Origin of the sequence: Methylobacter sp., from assembly GCF_030680395.1 — a bacterium.
Taxonomy (GTDB): domain Bacteria; phylum Pseudomonadota; class Gammaproteobacteria; order Methylococcales; family Methylomonadaceae; genus Methylobacter_A.
Genome location: NZ_JAUXVR010000021.1, coordinates 96,040 through 117,918 on the forward strand (window position 1 = coordinate 96,040; position 21,879 = coordinate 117,918).

At 49.6% G+C, this 21,879-nt stretch carries 20 protein-coding genes; 19 read left to right on the plus strand and 1 reads right to left on the minus strand.

Annotated elements, in window-relative coordinates; translation table 11 throughout:
* Window positions 1-442: 442 nt before the first annotated feature.
* From Q8L79_RS08440 to Q8L79_RS08505, 14 genes are all read left to right on the plus strand, one after another.
* Entirely contained in the window at window positions 443-2,635 is a 2,193-nt protein-coding gene (locus tag Q8L79_RS08440; protein ID WP_305269987.1) for a molybdopterin oxidoreductase family protein, read from the plus strand.
* A 79-nt stretch (window positions 2,636-2,714) separates the two neighbouring features.
* Window positions 2,715-4,616, plus strand: coding sequence for a DmsC/YnfH family molybdoenzyme membrane anchor subunit (locus Q8L79_RS08445; protein WP_305269989.1), 1,902 nt, complete (start codon window positions 2,715-2,717; stop codon window positions 4,614-4,616).
* A gap of 21 nt (window positions 4,617-4,637) precedes the next feature.
* Window positions 4,638-5,855, plus strand: coding sequence for an NAD(P)/FAD-dependent oxidoreductase (locus tag Q8L79_RS08450; RefSeq protein WP_305269991.1), 1,218 nt, complete (start codon window positions 4,638-4,640; stop codon window positions 5,853-5,855).
* 115 nt (window positions 5,856-5,970) lie between these two features.
* Window positions 5,971-8,613 (plus strand): nitrate reductase, encoded by a 2,643-nt coding sequence (locus Q8L79_RS08455; protein WP_305269993.1) that lies wholly within the window; start codon window positions 5,971-5,973, stop codon window positions 8,611-8,613.
* A 459-nt stretch (window positions 8,614-9,072) separates the two neighbouring features.
* On the plus strand, window positions 9,073-9,648 hold the full coding sequence (locus Q8L79_RS08460) for a TerD family protein (RefSeq protein WP_305269995.1): 576 nt from the start codon (window positions 9,073-9,075) through the stop codon (window positions 9,646-9,648).
* Window positions 9,649-9,882: 234 nt separating this feature from the next.
* Complete coding sequence (locus tag Q8L79_RS08465) at window positions 9,883-10,476, plus strand: TerD family protein (protein ID WP_305269997.1); 594 nt, start codon at window positions 9,883-9,885, stop codon at window positions 10,474-10,476.
* 6 nt (window positions 10,477-10,482) lie between these two features.
* Complete coding sequence (locus Q8L79_RS08470) at window positions 10,483-11,508, plus strand: ATP-grasp domain-containing protein (RefSeq protein ID WP_305269999.1); 1,026 nt, start codon at window positions 10,483-10,485, stop codon at window positions 11,506-11,508.
* A gap of 27 nt (window positions 11,509-11,535) precedes the next feature.
* Window positions 11,536-12,360: an AIM24 family protein gene (locus Q8L79_RS08475; RefSeq protein WP_305270001.1), complete on the plus strand. Its 825-nt coding sequence runs from the start codon at window positions 11,536-11,538 to the stop codon at window positions 12,358-12,360.
* An 8-nt stretch (window positions 12,361-12,368) separates the two neighbouring features.
* Entirely contained in the window at window positions 12,369-13,559 is a 1,191-nt protein-coding gene (locus Q8L79_RS08480; protein WP_305270003.1) for a phosphoribosyltransferase domain-containing protein, read from the plus strand.
* A complete protein-coding gene (locus tag Q8L79_RS08485; protein WP_305270005.1) occupies window positions 13,531-14,295 on the plus strand; it encodes an HAD family hydrolase in 765 nt (254 codons plus the stop codon). Before Q8L79_RS08480 ends, Q8L79_RS08485 begins: the two co-directional genes overlap by 29 nt.
* Window positions 14,296-14,683: 388 nt before the next feature.
* Complete coding sequence (locus tag Q8L79_RS08490; RefSeq protein WP_305270007.1) at window positions 14,684-15,778, plus strand: cysteine protease StiP family protein; 1,095 nt, start codon at window positions 14,684-14,686, stop codon at window positions 15,776-15,778.
* The gene (locus Q8L79_RS08495; RefSeq protein WP_305270009.1) at window positions 15,775-16,713 is read left to right on the plus strand and encodes an HpcH/HpaI aldolase/citrate lyase family protein; all 939 of its coding nucleotides are present in this window, start codon (window positions 15,775-15,777) and stop codon (window positions 16,711-16,713) included. Before Q8L79_RS08490 ends, Q8L79_RS08495 begins: the two co-directional genes overlap by 4 nt.
* A gap of 24 nt (window positions 16,714-16,737) precedes the next feature.
* The gene (locus Q8L79_RS08500; RefSeq protein WP_305270011.1) at window positions 16,738-17,937 is read left to right on the plus strand and encodes a TerD family protein; all 1,200 of its coding nucleotides are present in this window, start codon (window positions 16,738-16,740) and stop codon (window positions 17,935-17,937) included.
* Window positions 17,938-17,973: 36 nt separating this feature from the next.
* On the plus strand, window positions 17,974-18,426 hold the full coding sequence (locus tag Q8L79_RS08505; protein WP_305270013.1) for a tellurite resistance TerB family protein: 453 nt from the start codon (window positions 17,974-17,976) through the stop codon (window positions 18,424-18,426).
* 119 nt (window positions 18,427-18,545) lie between these two features.
* Here Q8L79_RS08505 and Q8L79_RS08510 read toward each other — a convergent pair whose 3' ends face one another.
* On the minus strand, window positions 18,546-18,776 hold the full coding sequence (locus Q8L79_RS08510; protein WP_305270015.1) for a hypothetical protein: 231 nt from the start codon (window positions 18,774-18,776) through the stop codon (window positions 18,546-18,548).
* Between the two features lie 410 nt (window positions 18,777-19,186).
* Between Q8L79_RS08510 and Q8L79_RS08515 the strand changes: the two genes are divergently transcribed.
* The 5 genes from Q8L79_RS08515 to Q8L79_RS08535 all read left to right on the plus strand — a co-directional run bounded on the left by Q8L79_RS08515 (window position 19,187) and on the right by Q8L79_RS08535 (window position 21,439).
* Window positions 19,187-19,363: a CsbD family protein gene (locus tag Q8L79_RS08515; RefSeq protein WP_305270017.1), complete on the plus strand. Its 177-nt coding sequence runs from the start codon at window positions 19,187-19,189 to the stop codon at window positions 19,361-19,363.
* 59 nt (window positions 19,364-19,422) lie between these two features.
* The gene (locus tag Q8L79_RS08520; protein ID WP_305270019.1) at window positions 19,423-19,704 is read left to right on the plus strand and encodes a CsbD family protein; all 282 of its coding nucleotides are present in this window, start codon (window positions 19,423-19,425) and stop codon (window positions 19,702-19,704) included.
* Window positions 19,705-19,942: 238 nt separating this feature from the next.
* Window positions 19,943-20,350: a BON domain-containing protein gene (locus tag Q8L79_RS08525; RefSeq protein WP_305270021.1), complete on the plus strand. Its 408-nt coding sequence runs from the start codon at window positions 19,943-19,945 to the stop codon at window positions 20,348-20,350.
* 17 nt (window positions 20,351-20,367) lie between these two features.
* A complete protein-coding gene (locus Q8L79_RS08530; RefSeq protein ID WP_305270022.1) occupies window positions 20,368-20,883 on the plus strand; it encodes a hypothetical protein in 516 nt (171 codons plus the stop codon).
* 106 nt (window positions 20,884-20,989) lie between these two features.
* Complete coding sequence (locus Q8L79_RS08535; protein ID WP_305270024.1) at window positions 20,990-21,439, plus strand: DUF2383 domain-containing protein; 450 nt, start codon at window positions 20,990-20,992, stop codon at window positions 21,437-21,439.
* Window positions 21,440-21,879 lie beyond the last annotated feature (440 nt).

The window sequence follows — 21,879 nt, forward strand, 5'->3', positions numbered from 1 at the left end:
GAGGTTGCACCAGATTGGCTAAGTATGCACCATATTGGTGCCTAGGTTTCGGTTTTTTTATGGCTCGCTTCAGGAGGCTGTCAAGACTTTGCTTCGCCAACGCCCCCAGACTACATGCAAGAGGACAAGGTCAGCGGATTAAAGCTTGTGGCATGCGGTTTGCTGTTAGCTTTCACCAGCCTGATGACAGATATAGTATTTGTCGAAGAACGCGGCTCGTTGCCTATTGATGTTGTTGCACAAAGGCAGCTACCGGTTCGCAGTCGATCGGGGCGACGCAAAGAGGCGTCGTAGTGTAATTACTCTGGAAAGGGATCATTAAAGCGAAGATGCATTAACAATTCGGGTAAGCGATGAGCGGATCGTCTGGCTGAGGGTTGTTAAAGATCCATGAAGTCAATTAAAGCCAACAAATTGTGTTGGCAACATACGAGAAGCAACTATGTTATTTGGTCGAAATAAAAAAAATCCCATCAAGATGGCCGACAAAGGCGTTGTTAAATGGACCTATTCAACCTGTGGCTATTGTTCAACCGGTTGTTCCATTGAAATCGGCGCCAATGCCGAAGGCAAACCCGTTGCCTCGCGCGGCGTAAGCGGCGCCGACGTCAATCGCGGCAAGCTTTGTCTCAAAGGGATTTTTGAATATGAAGTATTTGAAGCAAGCGGGCGCGGTACAACGCCGCTGGTGCGCGACCAACCGCACCATCCTTATCAAACGGCTGATTGGGATTTAGCCCTGGACAAAATGGCGGCTGAAATCAAGCGGATTCAGACGACTTACGGCCGCGATTCCTTCGCTATCGTATCAACCGGGCAATTACTCACCGAAGAATTCTATACCCTGGGCAAGTTAACCCGCGGCGTGATCGGCACTAACAATTACGATGGCAACACCACGCTTTGCATGGCTTCGGCGGTGTCGGGCTATAAACGTTCGTTCGGCTCGGACGGTCCGCCGGGCTGCTATGAGGATTTTGAATATACCGATTGCCTGATCGCCTGGGGTTCTAATCTCCCCGAACAACACCCGATTATTTATTGGCGATTAAAAGATGCCAAGGAAAAACGGCCTTTTCCGTTGATTGTGGTTGATCCGCGGGTCACGATTTTTGCGCAGCATGCCGATATTCATTTAGCCATCACGCCGGGCACCGATGTGGTGCTGCAAAATGCGCTGATTCATGTGATTCTGAAAGAAGGACTGGAAGACCGCGACTACATTAACGCTAACACCAACGGTTTTGAAGAACTGGCCAAAGAAGTCGAAAACTATGATCCCTGTAGGGCGGCCAAAATTTGCGGCATTGATGAAGATACCATTCGCACCGTCGCCCGTCTTTATGCCAAAGCCGGCAAGGCGATGAGTATCTGGACCATGGGCATTAACCAAAGCACCCACGGTTCCGACGGCGTGGTGGGAATCAATAACCTGAATCTGGTGACCGGCAATATCGGCAAACCGGGCGGCACCAGTTTATCGATTACCGGTCAATGCAATGCCATGGGGACGCGGGAATGGTCTTCCTGCTCGGGTTTGCCGGGTTACCGGGCGTTGGAAAAAGTGCAGGAACGCGAAGAAATAGCACAATTCTGGGGCATCGATCCCGAATTTTTCCCCAAGCAACGCGGTTTGACGGAAACGGATATTTTTCCTGCCATAGAAACAGGAGAAATTAAGGGCTTGTGGCTGATAGCGACCAACCCCATGACCTCGATGGCGAATACCGCGCGCATCCGCAAAACGCTGGAAAAACTTGAATGTCTGGTGGTGCAGGATTCCTATGTCGATGTGGAAACCAGCCAATACGCGCATATTTTTCTGCCCGCCGGCACTTGGGCGGAAAAAGAAGGGGTCTTTACCAACACCGAACGCCGCGTCAATCTGACTCGCCAGGTGCAGCAGCCCCATGCCGATTCAAAATCGGATATGCAGATTTTTAACGAGCTGGCAAAACGATTTGAGCAAGGCCAAAAAATCAGCTTTCCCGAGCAACCGGAACAGGTGTTTGAAGAAATGAAGGCGCTGTCCAAAGGACGCCTCTGCGATATTTCGGGTATGACGCATGACCTGATCGAACAGCAACGCGGCATTCAATGGCCGTATACCGAAGCGCAGGCCCAACAAGGCGATAAGGGCACCCAGCGGCTGTACACCGAGCCCGCCACGTTCTGTTACGCAGACGGCCGGGCCAAGCTCATTCCCTTGCCGTTCATCAACAATAATGAAGTCCCGGATGAGCAATTTCCGTTCTGGCTGAATTCCGGCCGTCTGGTGGAACATTGGCATACCCGCACCAAAACCGGGAAGATCGGTAATAACAACAAATTCAGTCCGATTCCATTTATGGAAATGAATCCCGATGCCGCAGAGGAGCTGGGTATTGCTCATCAATCTTATGTGCGGGTCGTATCGCGTCGAGGCGATGCCGTTGTTATGGTCATGTTGACGCAGCGCGTGCCTAGAAACATGGTGTTTATTCCGTTTCATTTTTTTGATTGCGTCAATCGCTTAACCTTAGGTCTTTTGGATCCGCACTCGCGGCAACCGGCCTTTAAGCAATCGGCGGTATGTATTGAAACTATCGACCAGAACATGGCTGCGCAATTGAACAAAGAGTCGCGTAATTATTAAAGCACTGTAGGGTTAGGTTACGACTGCATGGAGCGTGCCGAGCGTAACTTAACCCGACCCGACCTACTCAGGATTTATTATGTTTGAAGTACGCAATGACGAACCCCAATACGCTTTGCTAAGCGATAAAGAAACTAAAGTCCGGAATCGCTACGGTCAAAATATCGAATTGACCGATGCCGATAGTGAGCTGAGAAATAAAAGCCTAAACATTAACGGTGATGCCGACATTGGCGAAAACCCCAATCGTTACAAACAGCACGGCTTCTATTTTAATGCCGATAACTGCATAGGCTGTCATGCTTGCGAATCCGCCTGTAGCGAAAAGAATGATGTGCCGATCCATCTGGCTTACCGGTCAGTGGGCTTTGTCGAGGGCGGCACCTTTCCCGATTATCAACGCCTTAATATCTCCATGGCGTGCAATCATTGCGACGATCCGGTGTGTCTAACGGGTTGTCCTACGCGCGCCTACACCAAGTTTGCCGAATACGGCGCGGTCTTGCAAGACCCCGATATTTGTTTTGGCTGCGGTTATTGCACCTGGGTCTGTCCTTATAACGCGCCGCAGTTAGACCCGGTAAAAGGCGAGGTGTCCAAATGCAATATGTGCGTCGACCGCCTTGAAGTCAATTTGAAGCCCGCTTGCGTCGCGGCCTGCCTGGGCAACGCGCTGGACTTTGGGGTCATAGAAAACATCCCTGAAAACCGTGTGCAGGCCAAAGCCGAAATCCCCGGTTTTCCTACCACCGATATTACCCATCCTAATATCCGCTTTCAGCAAACCCGCTCAACGCACAGGGAAATGACGCGCACCGATTCAATGCCGCTGAAATATCATCGGGATGATAACGAAGGCAAATTCAAACCGGTCGTCGATGAAAAAATGGGCCGCGAAAAACACTGGAATCTGCGTAAACTGCTCACCAGCCATGAAAGTGCGCACGTGATTTTTACCTTATTTACTCAGGCAACCGTCGGTGCATTTTTAATGTTGATTGCGGGGCCGTTAGTAGGGATTGCATCCTTAGCGGCGCTGCAGAGTAGCGCCGTGTTATTGCCGCTAATCATCGCGATGGTCATTATAAGTACGATAGGTTTGTTTAAGCTCAATATGCATCTGGGCAAGCCGCATCGCTTTTACCGCGGCTTTAATAATCTGAGACTGTCCCCGGTCAGCCGCGAAATCGCCGGAGTGTCGCTGTTTTACACAGGTCTGCTGGGCTATGCGGTGTTTGCATTGTTCGATAATCCGATCATGCAATTTATCGCCGACTGCTTTGCTTTTATCGGCACCCTCAGTGGGGCGATAGGTCTGTTTTATATGTACAAACTGTACCGTATTCCGGCGCGGCCGTTTTGGAATCACTGGCAGACAGGCTCGGCGTTTTTGGGGTCCATGCTGAGTTTTGGCGCTTTGATTATAGCCGCGGTCGGCGTTTGCGCCTTGCCGCTTGCAGAGCTTACTACGCAAGTCTTGCTGCAAACCTTAGCCACGATTATGGCCGTTGGTTTGGCGCTCGAAGGGATAGGTCATATCGTACACGCCCGTGATATGCAAGTCAGCGCTAATGAAGGCGCGGCCTCTTATTACCGGCAGGTCACGCAATACGGCAAGCCATACCTGTTGCGCAATGGGTTGCTGGGCTTTAGCCTGGTCTTGGCAACCCTGATCGCCATGAGCGGGTTGTCAAGCCTTGTGATGGGGCTGATATTAACGGTATCAATGTTGGCGACAGGCGCATTGGGTCGTTCATTATTCTTTGCCCTGGTGATACCCACCACCATGCCGGGCGCTTTTTTCTGGAAAAACGACGGCTTTGTCGATCATGCCAGAGCAACCGGTTTAGCCGATGCCCCCCAACATGGCGTGGCTTACGAAAGGCATCACGCATTTAAAGTAAACGAGTTAATACAGACATTTAAAGAAAATTCGCTTAAGGATATGATGACCCATGTTAAATGGATTTTTGGTAAGTAATTACAACAGCAGGAACTTAAGATGAAACAGCGACTGGTTGTTATCGGTAACGGCATGGCCGGCATGAAAACTGTCGAGGAATTATTATCCGCCGCGCCGGATGAATACGACATTACCGTGTTCGGCGCCGAGCCCTACGGTAACTATAATCGGATCATGCTGTCGGCGGTGTTGTGCGGCGAAAAAACCATTGAGGATATTGTTATCAATAGCCGCCAATGGTATATCGATAACGGCATTCAGCTCTATGCCGGGCAGGATAAATCGGTGGTGCGCATCGATCGGGTCGGTCGGAAAGTCATTGCAGAAGACGGTACGGTTGCCGAATACGATCGTCTGCTGATTGCGACCGGGTCCAAAGCGGTGGTGCCGCCTATTCCCGGTAACGATCTGGAGGGCGTAATCAGCTTTCGCGACATTATCGATGTTAACAAAATGATCGGCTATGCGGCGCGCAGCCGAAAAGCCGTGGTGCTGGGGGGCGGGTTATTGGGCTTGGAGGCCGCTAATGGGCTTGTTTCAAGAGGCATGGATGTGACTGTCATTCATAGCAATGAGGTCTTGCTGAACCGGCAAATGGACAGGCAAGCCGGAAAAATGCTGCAAACAGAACTGGAACGGCGCGGATTGAAGTTTAAAATGGCCGCTAAAACCGAGGCGCTGTTAGGCGATGAAAAAGGCCATGTCCAGGCGGTACGTTTTGAAGACGGCAGCCGGCTGGAATGCGATCTGTTCATTATGGCAATCGGGGTGCGTCCCAACATGACGCTGGCCCAGCAATCGGGGATTTATTGCGAGCGCGGTATCGTCGTCAATGATACCTTGCAAAGTTACGATCCCAGCATTTATGCGGTAGGCGAATGTATCCAGCATCGCGGCGATACCTTCGGCCTGGTCGCCCCTCTGTTTGAGCAGGCCAAAGTCTGCGCCAATCATCTCAGTGCGCACGGCGCGGCCGAATATATCACCTTGCCGACCGCGACCAAGCTCAAAGTGACAGGGATCAACCTGTTTTCGATCGGCGATTTTCAAGGCGATGAACACAGTGAAAGCATCCATTTTACCGATCCCGCTTTAGGCATTTATAAAAAACTGGTCGTTAACGCCAACAAGCTGATCGGCGCGGTGCTGTACGGTGACACGGCCGACGGCGGCTGGTATCAGGAATTGCTGGAGAAGGGAGACACTATTTCCGAGATAAGGGATGTCCTGATTTTCGGTAGAGCTTATGCAGGGTAGGGGTATTCTTGCCAAATCAACTTAAAGCATTTCACCACGAAGACACGAAGAACACGAAGATAAAAACTTCGTGTCTTCGTGGTGAATTAACCTACTTACATTCAAACTGTTTTTAATGAATAAAACCATACAAACCACTTGTCCCTATTGCGGCGTAGGCTGCGGAATCAGCGCCAAGATCAATGAAACGCACCATCGCCTTAAAATCAGCGGCGATACCTCGCACCCGGCTAATTTCGGGCGGCTTTGCTCCAAAGGTTCGACGCTCGGCGAAACCATCGAACTTAAAGGCAGGCTGTTGCAGCCGAAAGTCTACGGGCGCGAAACCAGCTGGACGGAAGCGCTGGATCTGGTTGCCGATTCCTTTATCAGTGTTATCAATAAATACGGCGCGGATGCGGTGGCGATTTACGGCTCCGGGCAATTGTTGACCGAAGATTATTATGTCGCCAACAAGCTGATGAAAGGCTTTATCGGCAGCGGTAATATGGATACCAACAGTCGCTTGTGCATGTCGTCTTCGGTCGCCGGGCATAAACGCGCATTCGGCTCCGATACCGTGCCGGGTTGTTATGAGGATTTCGAACAGGCCGATATGATAATACTGATTGGTTCGAATGCGGCGTGGTGTCATCCGGTCAGTTTTCAGCGGATACGCGCAGCCAAGGAAGCCAATCCGGCGTTAAAAGTCGTGGTGATCGACCCGCGCCGCACCGGCAGTTGCGACATCGCCGATTTGCATTTAGCGTTGGCGAGCGGCACTGACGCCGCCTTGTTTAACGGCCTGCTGCATTTTTTGAACGAACAAAACGCACTGGATGTTGCTTACATTGAAGCGCATACCGAAGGCTTTGTTGACGCCCTGAATACTGCCGCTATCGATATTAAGCAGGTTGCAAAGACTTGCTGCTTAGACAAGGACGACCTGCACCGTTTTTATCAATGGTTTGCCGGGCATAAAAAAGTCATGAGCCTGTATAGCCAGGGCATCAATCAATCGTCATCCGGCACCGACAAGGTCAATGCCATTATCAATTGCCATTTGGCGACCGGCAGCATCGGCAAGCTGGGGGTGGGGCCGTTTTCTCTGACCGGACAGCCCAATGCGATGGGTGGGCGCGAAGTCGGCGGCTTGTCGCATCAACTGGCCGCGCACATGGATTTTTCGAACGCCGACGATATAGAGCGGGTCGCACGGTTTTGGAATACCTCAAACATTGCCCAAAAGCCGGGTTATCCGGCCGTGGAATTATTCGACGCCATCTATGAGGGCAAGGTCAAAGCCGTGTGGATAATGGGCACCAACCCCGTGGTCAGCTTGCCTAATGCCGACAAAGTCAAACAAGCCTTGCAGGGCTGCGAGTTTGTGGTGGTGTCCGATTGCATCGCCGACACCGATACCACCGCGCTGGCGCATGTGCTGTTACCGGCGCAAGGCTGGAGCGAAAAAGACGGCACGGTCACCAATTCCGAACGGCGTATTTCACGGCAGCGGGCGTTATTTAAACCGGCGGACAGCGCCAAACCCGATTGGTGGATTATCACCCAAGTGGCAAGGCGGATGGGGTTTGAACAGGCGTTTCATTACCAAAGCCCGGTGGAGATTTTTCGCGAACACGCCCAGCTGTCCGGTTTTGAAAATAACGGCCTGCGCGATTTTGACATATCGGCATTTGCGGATATGTCCCGGCATGATTACGATCGTTTGCAGCCGATTCAATGGCCGGTTAATCAGGCTTATCCGCAGGGCAGGGCCAGACTGTTTGAAGACGGACAGTTTTTTACCGAATCGGGCAAAGCCAAGTTTATTGCGGTTACGCCGCGCTTACCGGTTAATCAGCCGGATCAGGCTTACCCGCTGATTTTAAATACCGGCCGTTTGCGCGACCAGTGGCATACCATGACGCGCACGGCTATTGCCGCGAAGTTAAATCAGCACAAAATCGAGCCTTTTGTCGAGGTGCATCCGGTTGATGCGGAGCGCTATGGGCTAGTTGCAAACAGTCTGGCAACCATTGAAAGCTTTTGGGGATCAATGATCGCACGGGTGCAAATCACCGACAGCCAGCTTCCGGGCAGCCTCTTCGTTCCGATGCACTGGACTGAACAATACGCAGGTCGAGGACGGATGGGCGCGTTAGTCAATGCCGTGGTCGACCCGATTTCCAACCAACCGGAAAGCAAGCATACGCCGGTCCGCATCAACGCTTATCAATCCGCTTGGCAAGGGTTTATCCTGTCTCGCTGCGAGTTGAATATTAATGAACCGGAGTATTGGGTAAAAATTAAAGGCGAACAGTATTATCGTTATGAACTGGCCGGGATAACTTTGCCTGAAAACTGGCGGGAATGGGCGCAAAAAAATCTCTGTAACAGCGATGGCGGAACTCCCCAGTGGCAGGAGTATCAAGATTCCGGTCGAGGTAATTACCGGGCCGCGCGCATTGTGAACAATCGGCTGGAAAGCATCGTTTCTATCGCCACCGAGTCTGCGCTTTCGGAGCGTAACTGGTTGACCGGCTTGTTTGCAAAAACACAGCTGGAAAAAGCGGAACGCATGGCGTTATTGACCGGCAGGCCGCCGTTGGGTGTCGCCGATGTCGGTACTATCGTTTGCGCCTGCTTCAATGTCGGGGAACTTACCATCCAAGCCGCGATCAGGGAAAAAGGCCTCAAAACCCATCAGGAAGTCGGTCGTTGTCTTAAAGCCGGAACCAACTGCGGCTCCTGTGTGCCGGAGATCAAGGCGCTGTTGTGAGGAAAACGCTACGCAAAACAATCGGTCCCGGCGGGCGAAACTATAGCTCGTTTGCGCCATTTGCCGGATCCAAGGCATATTCACTCCTCTTACAATATGGAATGGACTTTTTGTAAACCCCTACACTGCTTTAATGGATGCCGACAGGGTTGCGGTTCGGAGGGAAAGCTTCGCCTCGGCAAACTGCCCATCAGGCCGCACGCACATCGAATAAATACGCTTCTATGGAATACATGGCTTACTATGCAAGCCGTTTATTAGCGGTTATCATGGCGACCGGCATCTGTCGACATATTATGGGAATTTAAAGCCGTAGATCAGGGGGAGTCAGGCGGATTTGCTGCTTTAGAGCGTCAATACCGGATTAATTCCAGCGGGGATAAAAAACTTCCATGAGTCGCTGTGCGGCTTTAACGATGATAATCCACTATAAACTTCAATAACAATCAGGAGAGAATCATGGCAGTATCACTTACGAAAGGCGGTAACGTTAATCTCAGCAAAGAATCCCCGGGACTGAATAAAATAGCGGTGGGATTAGGCTGGGACGCCCGTGCAACCGATGGCGCAGCGTTTGATTTAGATGCCAGCGCCTTTCTGGTTAAAATGGACGGTAAAGTCCGCTCAGACAGCGATTTTTGTTTTTACAACAATAAAGTAGTCGGCGATGGCGCGGTACAGCACATGGGCGACAACACCACCGGCGCAGGCGACGGCGATGATGAAACCGTCAAGGTTGAATTGTCCAAAGTGCCCGGTGATCTGGACAAAATCGTGTTTGCCGTGACTATTCATGAAGCCGAAGCGCGTAAGCAGAATTTCGGTCAAGTCAATCATGCTTATATTCGTATTACCAACGAAGACGGCGGCGCAGAAATTGCCCGTTACGATTTGAGCGAAGATGCATCAATTGAGACAGCCATGATTTTCGGCGAAATCTACCGCGTCGGCGCAGACTGGAAGTTTAAAGCCGTCGGCCAGGGTTTTGCAGGCGGACTTGGACCTTTGGCCGCTTCTTTCGGGGTTAATGTCTAATTGCGATTTATAGGAGGGGCTAACTTTCAGTACTGTTGACTTAAGCAGTGCAAAACCCTCGCCAGAGGGAGAAAGAGCGCATGCTTTTAAGTCAACGGCGTTACTCCTAAAAGCCCCTCCTGCAAAAAATCAATTATTCCTGACAACCCGGTCTATCAAAAACAATGCTGACGATCACGGGGTTGCAACCCCTGTTCTTAACGGCAGCGCAGTTCATCTATTGAGGTAATATTTATGGCGATTAATCTACAGAAAGGGCAAAAAATTTCTTTGTCCAAAGAATCCGGCGGTGCGCTGAGCAAGGTCGTTATGGGGCTGGGCTGGGACGCCAAAAAAGTCTCCGTCAGTAAGTTGAAAGGCTTGTTCGGCGGCGGCAGCAGCGACTCCATTGATTTGGATGCTTCGTGCGTCTTGTTTGACGATCAAAACAAGGTTGTCGACACCATTTATTTTGGACAGCTGAAAAGCCGCGACGGCAGTATCGTGCATACCGGCGACAATCGTTCCGGGGCCGGTGACGGCGACGATGAGCAAATCAAGGTTGATTTGGATAAAGTGCCTGCCAATGTTAAATCGCTGGTATTTACCGTCAACTCTTTTTCCGGCCAGACGTTTGATGAAGTTGAAAATGCGTATTGCCGCATAGTCGACAGCAGCAATAATGCGGAGGTTGCCCGTTACACCTTGAGTTCGCAAGGCTCTCATACTGCGCAGATTATGGCGAAAGTGTACCGGCATGGCGGCGAATGGAAAATGCATGCGATAGGCGAAAATGGCGTAGGTCGAACCATTGACGCGTTGCTGCCGCAAATTATCATTCATTTGTAGGCATCAATGAGAATTTGGTTTAACAAAACATTTTCGACCATACACGCCGTATTTAGAAATCTTCGCCAGTCGGTTCCGGTTGGCGAAATCACCCTGATTTGCACTCATACCGATGCCCATGCAGTCGCCTTTCTGGCTGCGGATGAGAGTTACCTCGAACCTGCCGGACTCACTGAGCAAGAGTATCTTGAATGGTGCGTGGATTTTTGTCGGCAGCATAATGTCCAGTTATTTTGGCCCGGCAAAGAAGCGGCGTTTATCAGTAAACACCATGAATTTTTTCAGGCGATTGGCGTACAGGTGGTGTCGGTTGCCGATGTCGACACGCTGACCTTATTGCATGACAAGGCCGATTTTTATACCGCGTTGAGTGCGGAAGTTGCACAGACCATGGATTTTATCGCCGTCAGTGACCGTGCTGCGTTTGATAACGCAGTTACTGAGTTGTCGGCAACTCATCAAAGATTGTGCGTTAAACCGGCGGTTTCGGTGTTCGGCCTGGGCTTTCGGATTTTGGATACCCAGCGCGACAGCATCACCCAATTACTTAAAGGCATTGAATACCAGATTCCGTTGCAAGAATTGCGCGCCGGTATGGCCAACACCCCCGAGTTTGCCACTCTGCTGGTCATGGAGCATCTGGACGGTTCTGAATGGAGCGTCGATTGCGCCGGGCGGCACGGCGAATTGCTGTGCGCGGTACAACGCAAAAAATCGCAACAGATAGGCGGCGGGCAAACCATCGACAACAATGCCGAGATTGACGGCATGGTGGCAAGATTAACCGCACACTACCGGCTCAACGGTTTGTTCAATATCCAGTTCAAGGAAGGCGTGTACGGCGTACGTTTATTGGAAATCAACCCACGTCCTTCGGGCGGTTTCGGCATGGCGTGTTTATCCGGTGCGAACCTTGCGCATATTGCCTTGCAGGGTGTTAAAGGTGAACTATTCCAGACGCCGACCATTCGTTACGGGCTTCGGGTAACCGAGATTAATACGCCGGTGGTGATGGGCGGCGGTTTGTTGTGAGCGGCAGATTAATAAAGGGCAATAACCATGACTGACATCGATCCTTTTGAAGTTGTAGAAAGCGAAAGCATACCGGGCGCGGTATTGGAGGTGGTGCAGTACAAAACGCTGAAAGGCTCCGACGATTTGGATGTCGCGGAAAAAGTATTTTTCGCCAATCAAGCCGATATCCATTTAAAAATGATTCGGGTGAAGCTGGATAGAAGCGAACTGCTGATCGAGCCGGGCGCGTTGTATTTTATGAAAGGCGCGCTGCAACTGGAATCGAGCACTCACGGAGGAATCGCCAAAGGTTTGATGCGTAAATTCATGACCGGAGAGACTTTATTCCAGTCACGGATTAAAGGTACCGGCGAGATTTATTTGGAACCGGGTTTCGGTCATTATTTATTGGTCAATATCGACAATGATGCGCTGATATTCGATAAAGGTGTGTTTCATTGCGCCTCCGCCAGTTTAGAGGTGAGTCCGAAAATGCAGCAGAATGTCTCTAGTGCCTTGTTTGGTGGCGAGGGCTTTTTTCAGACGCAGGTCAAAGGTTCGGGTGTCGTTGTTCTTAACTCGCCCGTGCCGGTTTCCGAGCTGCTGATGTATGATTTGGCCGCCGGAGAAAAGCTGTCTGTCGACGATAATTTTGCTTTTGTAAGAACTGCCAGTGTCAGCTTTCATGCAGAAAAATCGGGCAAGTCATTATTTCAATCGGTGACCAGCGGGGAAGGTTTATTGCAAACGTTTACCGGTCCCGGCATGGTTTGGATAGCTCCAACACAGGGCGTCTACGACAAAATGAAAATGATGAACAGCATTGCCAATTTGAGTCACTCTCAAGGCAGCATGGGGACCAACACTTGAATTCTGAAATGCCAAAAACAGTAACCGTAACCTTAGACACCGGAACGCTGCATCTTGATCTGGAACCCGGACACATCCCGCTTAACCGATTGCTGGGTTTTGCTGCCAGAGTCAGCAGCAAACGTAAGTTTTTGTTGGTCAGCAAGGTGTTGGGCAAGCATTATCCGGTATCGCCTAAGCTGATGAGCTGGTCTTACCGCGCCTTGGCAAGGGCGGTGCTAAAACACGGTGTAGGCGCCGGATCAGTGTGGATCGGCATGGCGGAAACCGCAACCGGTCTAGGCTACGGCGTATTTGAAGCAGCCTGCGGCGAAGGCGCCGAGCAAGCCTTGTTTATTCAGACGACCCGTTATCATCTGGATGGCATCGAACGGCTTGAGTTTGAAGAAGCGCATAGTCATGCTACTGACTTTTTTTTGTATTATCCTGAGCAACCGAATCACCGGGATCAGTTTTTAACGGCCGAAACGCTGGTGCTAATCGACGACGAAATCAGTACCGGCAAAACTTTTTTACGCCTGATTAAAGCCTATCAACAGGTTAATCCCGGATTGCGTAAAGTGTTTATCGTCAGTCTGGTCAATTTTGCCCATCCCGATGACCGCGCCGCTTTGGAAGATCAAGCCGGTGTGGCGGTGGAATGGGTCTGTTTCAGGCAGGGACATTTGCGTTTTGAGGACAGTCAAAACACCGCCATCGACAGTATCACCGTTAATGTGTCGGGCAATGGCGCCTGTAAGAAAGAGCTATTGGCCTGGCCGGGCCGGTTGGGTTTGGATGCGCCGATCAGCTTGGAAAGTGATGTGGTCGAGCAGTTATATAGGAGCAGTTTTAACCGCGGTGAGAACCCGATTCTGGTCTTAGGCACAGGCGAATGCAACGCTCCCGCCTATCTGCTGGGGAGGGAATTGGAAAGCCAAGGCTTTAAAGTCAAGGTGCAAAGCACCACGCGCTCGCCGATCCATCAAGGCAACGATATTGGCTTGGTATGCCGATTTGAAGACAACTATGACGACGGCATCCCCAACTTTATTTACAACATGAACCCGGACGATTACGGTGACATTATTCTTTGCCATGAAACGCCGCTGTGCGACGCATTAAATGATCGGCTGCACGCATGGCAAGCCATTAGCGCAAGATTCGAACTTCAACCAGACACCCCAAACCATGCAAAGCTACATTTTTTTAGATCTTGATGACACGCTGTTCCAGACCCTGAGGAAATGCGCTCCGGGTGTCGATGATAACAGGTTGCAAGTGCGGGCTTTTTTGCCCGACGGCTCGGCCAATTCGTTCGCCACGCAAAAGCAGCAATGGTTGTGGCACTGGTTATCCAAAGGTTTCAAAATCGTACCGGTAACGGCACGCGATGTTCACGCCTTTGAGCGCGTCAACCTGCCGTTTCAGGAAGAAGTGGTATTGAACCACGGCGCGGTGATTTTGAATAAACAGCGCACGGTAGATAAGGTGTGGATGGATAACATCATGCAAACTTTGCCCGCGTATCATGAAAAATTGCTGGAGGTATGGGCGGAAGTTGAGCTTTATGCAAAACGCCTGCCCGGTTTTAAGCCCCGGCTGGTCGACGATTTCGGTATAACCTGGTACGGCGTGATCAAACACAGCGACGGCACCGAAGCGATATTAAAAACGTTGCTGGATGAGCTTATCAAGTCGCATCCGCACGTTGTCGACGGCAGTCTGTATTGGCATTTGAACGGCAACAACCTCGCGCTGCTACCGAAAATCATCAACAAGGAAAGCGCGGTGAGTTACCTGCTGGAAGGTTACAGACAGCAGCATCCCCAATTATTAACCTTTGGCGCGGGCGACAGCAAGACCGACGCGGCGTTTATGGCGCTGTGCGATTATGCGTTAATTCCCAAAAATACCCAGCTGTTTCAAACGCTGGCTTGTGTTGAAACACTATAAATGATGCTACTCGAGTCATATAAAAATACCTCGAATAGTGCAAGGAAAAAGCTTTTCACCACGAAGACACGAAGAACACGACGTTGTGCTAGTTCCCAAACTCCAGCTTGGGAATTCGGTGCGGGAAGCTCCAGCTTCCCGTCTCGCGAAGCTGCTACTTGCATGGATGCAGGTGGTAGAGCAAGGCAGGAGCAGTTGCCGACGACTGCAACAGCGTACAACTACGGGACGCGGCGCGTCCGGCACTGCGTTCCCACGCGGCGCGTGGGAACGAGGGGAGAACCTTGGGTGCGGGCGACAGCAAGCCGGCAAATAAAATGGAATGTAGGCGCCTACTTTTGGCATCAGCGTTCCATTTTTCTAACAACTGAATAATTACACAACATAAATGACAGCTCCTTTCAGCGGCAGTTACAGCTTAGACGATGTACAGTTCCTGCTAAAACCGATGACGATGCAGGACACGCCGGTTCATATCAAGGAAGCCTTGATTCAATCCGGCAAGAAACATTATTCCCAGATGCTGACGCATGAGTCTTTGCCGCCGGAACATTATTTGCCGCTGTTTTATCAGGCGATGGACTTAAACCAGCAGCGTATGGCCGGACATTTGCTGGTCTTGTCGGAGCGCATCTTAGCCACCCGTCCGCACGGTATTACCCTGGTTTCACTGGCCAGAGCCGGAACGCCGGTCGGCGTACTGCTCAAGCATGTGCTCAAACGCCATTTCAACACCGAGGCGAGTCATTATTCCATTTCCATACTGCGGGATGTCGGCATCGATCAAAATGCCTTGCGCACTATTTTGCAAAATCATGCGCCGGAATCGTTGGTTTTTGTCGATGGTTGGACCGGGAAGGGCGTTATTGCGCGGCAGTTGGCCGCCAGCCTACAGACTTTTGCCGTCACCGATGGCGTGACAATTCCGGCTGAACTGTATGTGCTGACCGATTTATCAGGCAACGCGGCGGTTGCCGCTTGTTCGGAGGATTATCTGATCCCTTCGTGCATCTTGAATTCCACCGTATCCGGATTGGTCAGTCGTTCGGTTTACGATCCGCAGACAGCCGCCGCTACCGATTTTCATGGTTGCGTTTATTACCGGCAGTTCGAGCGACACGATTTATCCCGCTATTTCATTGACACCATGCTGGCTTGCGTTGAACATGCGTGGCAAGAATACGAGTGCGGTTTCAAAACAGGCTCTCATGACCCGCTACAATTACAAAGTGTTTCCCAAGGACTATTAAACTGGATTGCCGAGCGTTACGGCGTTAAACAGTACAATTACGTTAAGCCCGGTATCGGTGAAGCGACGCGGGTTTTATTGCGCCGCGAAGCGCGGGTGTTGTTGTTACAGGATTTGGATTGCGAGGCCACCCGGCATTTGCGCTGGCTGGCCGAATCCCGGTCTATTCCGATAGATATTGTCACCAACCTGCCGTACCGGGCGGTGGCGTTAATTAAAGAGATCCAATTATGAATACACCGCCAAAATCTTTTTCACCGTGGTGTTTAGGTGCTTCACTGTATATGCCCGCGCATCGCCGAGACCTTATGGACTGCGCCAATGGCGAAAAATTGGAAGCCTTGCGTTCGATGATTTTTTGTACCGAAGACGCTGTGTCTCATAGCGAGGTAGACAGCAGTCTGCGTCATTTGGGACTTTGCTTGCAGGGCTTTAGAGACACGCCGACCCGGCTCCGTTTTATCCGCGCCAGAAATCCGGAAATCCTGGCCCGGCTGCTGGATCTACCCGATATTGAAAAAGTCGACGGCTTTGTGTTGCCGAAATTTAACGAAGAGGTGTTTCACGCTTATTTCGATCAATTACAGGGCACATCATTTAAGGTCATGCCGACGCTGGAAACCAAAGATGTTTTTGATGTTGGCGCGATGAATGACTTGCGTCAGGGCTTGTTACAGAACGATATTTTTGCGCGGATATTAATGCTTCGGATTGGCGGCAACGACTTGATGAACCTTTTAGGTGTCAGGCGGCCAAGGAATATGACCTTGTATGAAACACCGCTGGGTCATGTTATAGCGCAGCTGGCTACGGTGTTTAAGCCTTACGGCTTCTCATTGGCAGCGCCGGTATTCGAATATCTGGATGATACCGTCACCCTGCAAAAAGAGATTCGACTGGATCTGGCGCATGGCTTGACCGGTAAAACAGCGATTCATCCTACCCAGGTACCGATCATTGAAGCGATGTACAGTGTCGATAGCGGGGACTACGAAATGGCGCTCGCCTTGATCCGAAGATCGTCGCCTGCGGTGTTCAGGATGCACGACGCGATGTGCGAAGTGGCGACGCACAAACAATGGGGGCAGGGGATTATAGACAGGCAGCTACACTATGGCGACAGGGAATCAATTGCTTTGCCGGAGTATACTGAGCTGTCCGTTAAATAAATAAAAATAAAAAAGGGTACCGGAATGAGTAATCGTATTGATTTGGTTGCAGGGCAAAACTGTCCGTTATCGACGACGGCGCTTCATGTTTCGATCAGTCACGGGCAGGGTTCGCCGGGCGTAACTGTTGATGTCAGCGCTTTTTTGCTTAACGGCCAGGGCAAAGTATCAACGGATAATGACTTCATTTTTTTTAATCAACCCGCCCGAACCGAGCGGGGTATTTTGCTTGAGCCGGATCAGGGACGATTTACCCTTCACCTTGAGCGCACCGGTCATGACATTCAGAAGATTGCCTTGGCGATGACCCTTTCCGGTGGACAAGCAAAAGGACAAAATTTTAGCCTGCTTAAAAATGTTACCGTTTTGGTCAAGGATTTTTTGACCGGCATTGAAATGGCCTGTTTCTCGCTCGATACGCAGCACAATCAGGAATCGGCATTGATTGTTGCCGAACTTTACCGACACCAGGATAAGTGGAAATTTCGCGCCGTTGGGCAAGGCTTTATCGGCGGACTACAGCCTTTAGCCGAGTTTTACGGCGTGGACATCGGCGAAGGGGAAGCAAGCCCTGAGCCTGCACCTGCGCCGGCGCAAGCACCGGCCGGGAAAGTTAATTTGAGTAAAATTACGCTGGAGAAGAAAGGCCAATCCGTTTCACTGGAAAAAAATACCGGCGATGCAGGCGAAATACTGATTAACTTGAATTGGAACGCAACGCCCGTTAAATCGGTAGGCCATTTCCGTCAATCCTCATCCGCCGGTGGTATCGACCTGGATCTGGGCTGTCTCTGGGAGTTCGAGCAGGGCCAGATTGGCGGGGTACAGGCGCTGGGCGGTCATTTTGGCAATTTGCACCAGTTTCCCTTTATTGAACTGGATCATGATGATCGCAGCGGCAGTTCGGTAGGCGGCGAAACGCTACGCATCAACAGCAAACACTTGCAGGACTTTAGGCGTATTTTGATTTATACCTTTATTTATGAAGGCGTACCGAACTGGTCGCATGTTGACGCCGTCATCACCATTAAAACCAAAAATCAGCCCGACATAGAAATACGCCTTGACAGTTACCGCAATGACCAGTTTCTGTGCGCCATTGCGATGCTTGAAAATATTAACGGACAGCTTCAGATTACCAAGCTGGTCGATTATTTTTCAGGTCAGCAACAAATGGATCGCGCTTACGGATGGGGGCTAAACTATGTCGCGGGCAGCAAGTAAAAATTACACCACAACATTTAATATCAGGAGAGCACAATGAGTTTCGATAATTTTCTAAGTCAGTTAAAAAGTAAAGCCAACGAGTTAAAAACGGAGGCTTTAAAATTCAAGAACAAGGATTTTCTGAATGCCGCGATGGCAGGTTCCGCATTGGTTGCTATGGCCGACGGCAGCGTCAGTTCGGAAGAAAAGCAAAAAATGATCAAATTCATCGAAAGCCATGATGCGCTGTCGATTTTTACCACCAGCGATGTTATTAAGGCTTTTCAGGACTTTGTAGGCCAGCTTGAATTCGATAAGGATATCGGCGAAGCCAAAGCTTATGAAGCATTAGGCAAGATGAAATCAAATGCCCAAGCCTCGCGTCTGTTGGTTCGCATGATTATCGGCATTGCATCTTCAGACGGAAACTTTGACTATTCTGAAAAAAAGGTGGCTACCAGAATCGCCAAGGAACTGGGGATTGATCCTGCTGAATTTGAATTGTAAGCGCCTGAATCCGTCATAAAGGGGCAATGGGCGACTAACCGGTCGCCTATTGTGTCGGATGCCGACATTCCTAAAAAGTGCGACATTGATAACCAGCGGCTTTACGGTATCTTTTTAATCTAGTGAAAATTCGCCAAGCCGTGCTTGATGAGGTTGACCCTTTCCGTGCCACCCGCGAAGACCCAGCGCGCTGGATCATAGCCATCCATTTCCCAGCTGCTATTGATGCCGATTATTTTAAAACCATTGTTGATCACACCCCACAGCGACCCACCAGACCAGCCTCCGCCGAACGCGTCAATATCTATGTCGAACTCCACCGCTGGGCGGTTGCCGTTAAAAAACCACATGGGGTAGTAGCCCACACTGATCCACCGCCACATCGTAGTCGTCTTCATCATCACCGAAAGATTGTGCCCCCAGCCATACTTGACGCTTTAATAGCCATAAAAAGGTACTCAAAAAAATCAATTGATTGGAGGTATATCATAAGGACTGGCATACCCTACTGTTCTGGAAATCATGATATTACTGACTATCTCATAGCTCTGTCGGGCAACAAAAGTTGCTTTTTAGCCTTTTTGGTTATTCGAATTAAAGATTAAAAAATAAAGACTTGATCCCGTTTTTCCGCCTATGTTTGCTAGCGCACTGACTGCCTTTCATTTTATCTGTATCTTTTACACGGTGGTGGGAAACATCTTTCCCCGCATTGGCTATGACTATCGAGTTATGGCTAAATAATTATCAGGAGAGGCACATGAACAAAGATCAAATAAAAGGTCGAACAGAAGAAGCCAAAGGCAAAATTAAGGAAGCTACCGGTAAGATACTCGACAACGATGAGTTGGAGCTGAAAGGCAATCTCCAAAAGAATGCCGGCAAGGTTAGAGCGGGCTTTGGTGATCTTAAAGAAGATATTAAGAATAGCAACTGAACCGAGTACCTGCACAACAGCAACGAACTACTCCCCCATACTTTTTACAGGCAATGAACATGAAATTCACAAACATGAAACTCACAGGTTTAGGAGCGGTTATCATTTTAACAGTCTGCTCATTTGGCGTTTACGCCGCAGAAAGTCAAGAGGCAACACCACCTATGAACAAAGATCAAGTAGAAGGTCGAGTCGATGAAGCCGAAGGTAAAGTCAAAGAGGCAACCGGCGTGATACTGGACGACAAAAAAATGCAGGTAGAGGGAAATATCCAAAAGAATATTGGTAAAGCTCAGGGTAATTTTGGTGATATCAAACAGGACATTAAAAAAGGCAACTAAACCTAGTCCTAGGCGGAAGCAAACCTCATCTCAGAAGCCCCAAAATACGCGAAAATCACACAGCTGCAGTTGAACAGCTGAATGCCAGCTTGTGAAGACTAAGTGACGCAATTATCTCGGTAAGCTAAAGAATGTCGAATTTGAAGAGCCGTCCTGAAACCCGCTCAATAAACAACCATCAACTTCTGTGCGGCATGAATGCCGTCCAATTGAAACAGGTATTATTAAAGAGAACACTATGTCTACACGATTATCACTAACCATTTTTACTTTAACGGGCAGTCTACTCATGATGACCGTTCCTGTTCAAGCCGAACAAAATACCGTACTCCATATCGCAGCTAACTCGGAATTGGAAAATACCGAGCGCAATGTTCGCGACAAGAGCAACACGACGTTAACCCCGGAAGACCAAAAGGAAACCAAAAAAGATATCAAAATCACAGCTAAGATACGTCAAGCTGTGGTCAGAGATAAATCCCTATCAGTCGATGCGCAGAACGCAAAAATCATCACCCGTAATGGCGTAGTGACTTTACGCGGCCCCGTTGCAAATGAAGCTGAAAGTATAAAACTGCAAAAAATCGCCAAGAAAATCCGTGGCGTAGTGCAGGTAAACAACCAACTTGAAAATAAAGCGCCTTAACGGCCCTGGAGAATATCATGACTAAAGCAGTTTTTTGTATCGCCAAAAATATTGAGCAAACAGAAGTTATTATTACTAACCTGAAGCTGGCGGGGTTTTCTAACAATGATATCTCTGTCTTGTTTCCCGACAAATCCACCACCAAGGATTTTGCTTATGAAAAACACACCAAAGCGCCGGAAGGAGCCGCTATCGGTGGAACAACAGGTTTAGGGGTTGGCGCAGTAGTTGGATTGTTAGCCGGGATTGGCGCTCTGGCTATTCCAGGCGTCGGTCCATTAATTGCTGCGGGCCCCATTGTGGGAGCATTAAGTGGTGCGGCAGTAGGCGCTGCTACAGGAGGCTTGGCCGGCGGTTTAATCGGGCTGGGTATGCCAGAGTATGAAGCCAAACGCTATGAAGGGAAAATCATCGGCGGAAATGCCTTGATTTCTGTCCATACGAAAAGCAGTGAAGCGATCGACAAGGTAAAAGAAATCTTCAAGCTTGCTCACGCAGAGGATATTTCCTCAACCGAGGAAAAGACAGTCTAACAGGTTTACAAAGGAACGGAGGCGCATCATTCTCGAATGATGCGCCTAAACTTGATTAAGTTATTTGATCTGTCAAAAGATAATTACAGTGGAGTTTTGGTTTGTTATGCACGACCTTGAAACACTAAACAAATTGCTGAAAGATGAATTAGCAGCAACCGAAACTTATCAACAAGTTTTGAATGAATTTAGAGAAAATACGGAACCAGGCGAAGCCAAATATTTAATGCTGATTTATAAGGCACATAAAGATGTGGTTTCCAGGTTACAAGCACAAATTTGTCAACTCGGCGGTACTCCCCGCGATATCTCGGCAGCCTGGATCACATGGACGACAATAGTTCTGAAGGGTGCTAATTTGCTGGGCAAAAGAGCAATACTAAAGACTTTACAGAAAGAAGAACAAAGGGGTGCAGAAAAGTATAAACAAGCACTGCATGATATCGAGTTACCCTCCTATGTTCGTTCTTTAATTGAATGGAAGTTGCTGTATGCTCAACAGTCGCATTTACGCACATTGAATCAGCTTTTGAGCGGGGGTTTATCCAGACTATAGCTTTTTTTCCTTAGTCAGAAGCAAGTCCAAAGTTTTTAAAATAAGTCAGGCATTCATCAGTGTGGCAATAATCAATGCTCTGGCCGATAGTCCACCAGAGTTCGTCGTTACTTCGTTCATTTCCCTTGTACAACGCCGCCTTAAGTTTGGCAAACATCGGTTCACTAGGGTTTAGATCAGGACGGTTGGCTATTATACAAACCCACTAGTAGTCAGTCATATTGAAGTGATAATTTATGATATAGCTATTGGCTTTGGTGTAGTGAGGTTTAGTCATGCCAGCCATTAAATATAAAGTGAATTTGACCGACGAAGAAAAACTTCAGTTGGAAGCCTTTGTTCATCAAGGTAAAAGCGCCGCTCGCAGCCAAACGCGAGCTCGCATTCTGTTAAAAGCCGCCGCCGGTGTTCAGGATAAGGACGTCATCCAGGCGCTGGAC

Coding starts and splice junctions, on each gene's coding strand:
- Q8L79_RS08460 (WP_305269995.1), top strand. CDS start 9,073: ATGGCAGTATCACTTACGAAAGGCGGTAACGTTAATCTCAGCAAAGAA.
- Q8L79_RS08475 (WP_305270001.1), top strand. CDS start 11,536: ATGACTGACATCGATCCTTTTGAAGTTGTAGAAAGCGAAAGCATACCG.
- Q8L79_RS08455 (WP_305269993.1), top strand. CDS start 5,971: ATGAATAAAACCATACAAACCACTTGTCCCTATTGCGGCGTAGGCTGC.
- Q8L79_RS08510 (WP_305270015.1), bottom strand. CDS start 18,776: ATGTGGTTTTTTAACGGCAACCGCCCAGCGGTGGAGTTCGACATAGAT.
- Q8L79_RS08440 (WP_305269987.1), top strand. CDS start 443: ATGTTATTTGGTCGAAATAAAAAAAATCCCATCAAGATGGCCGACAAA.
- Q8L79_RS08495 (WP_305270009.1), top strand. CDS start 15,775: ATGAATACACCGCCAAAATCTTTTTCACCGTGGTGTTTAGGTGCTTCA.
- Q8L79_RS08515 (WP_305270017.1), top strand. CDS start 19,187: ATGAACAAAGATCAAATAAAAGGTCGAACAGAAGAAGCCAAAGGCAAA.
- Q8L79_RS08500 (WP_305270011.1), top strand. CDS start 16,738: ATGAGTAATCGTATTGATTTGGTTGCAGGGCAAAACTGTCCGTTATCG.
- Q8L79_RS08470 (WP_305269999.1), top strand. CDS start 10,483: ATGAGAATTTGGTTTAACAAAACATTTTCGACCATACACGCCGTATTT.
- Q8L79_RS08465 (WP_305269997.1), top strand. CDS start 9,883: ATGGCGATTAATCTACAGAAAGGGCAAAAAATTTCTTTGTCCAAAGAA.
- Q8L79_RS08535 (WP_305270024.1), top strand. CDS start 20,990: ATGCACGACCTTGAAACACTAAACAAATTGCTGAAAGATGAATTAGCA.
- Q8L79_RS08505 (WP_305270013.1), top strand. CDS start 17,974: ATGAGTTTCGATAATTTTCTAAGTCAGTTAAAAAGTAAAGCCAACGAG.
- Q8L79_RS08490 (WP_305270007.1), top strand. CDS start 14,684: ATGACAGCTCCTTTCAGCGGCAGTTACAGCTTAGACGATGTACAGTTC.
- Q8L79_RS08480 (WP_305270003.1), top strand. CDS start 12,369: ATGCCAAAAACAGTAACCGTAACCTTAGACACCGGAACGCTGCATCTT.
- Q8L79_RS08520 (WP_305270019.1), top strand. CDS start 19,423: ATGAAATTCACAAACATGAAACTCACAGGTTTAGGAGCGGTTATCATT.
- Q8L79_RS08485 (WP_305270005.1), top strand. CDS start 13,531: ATGCAAAGCTACATTTTTTTAGATCTTGATGACACGCTGTTCCAGACC.
- Q8L79_RS08450 (WP_305269991.1), top strand. CDS start 4,638: ATGAAACAGCGACTGGTTGTTATCGGTAACGGCATGGCCGGCATGAAA.
- Q8L79_RS08530 (WP_305270022.1), top strand. CDS start 20,368: ATGACTAAAGCAGTTTTTTGTATCGCCAAAAATATTGAGCAAACAGAA.
- Q8L79_RS08525 (WP_305270021.1), top strand. CDS start 19,943: ATGTCTACACGATTATCACTAACCATTTTTACTTTAACGGGCAGTCTA.
- Q8L79_RS08445 (WP_305269989.1), top strand. CDS start 2,715: ATGTTTGAAGTACGCAATGACGAACCCCAATACGCTTTGCTAAGCGAT.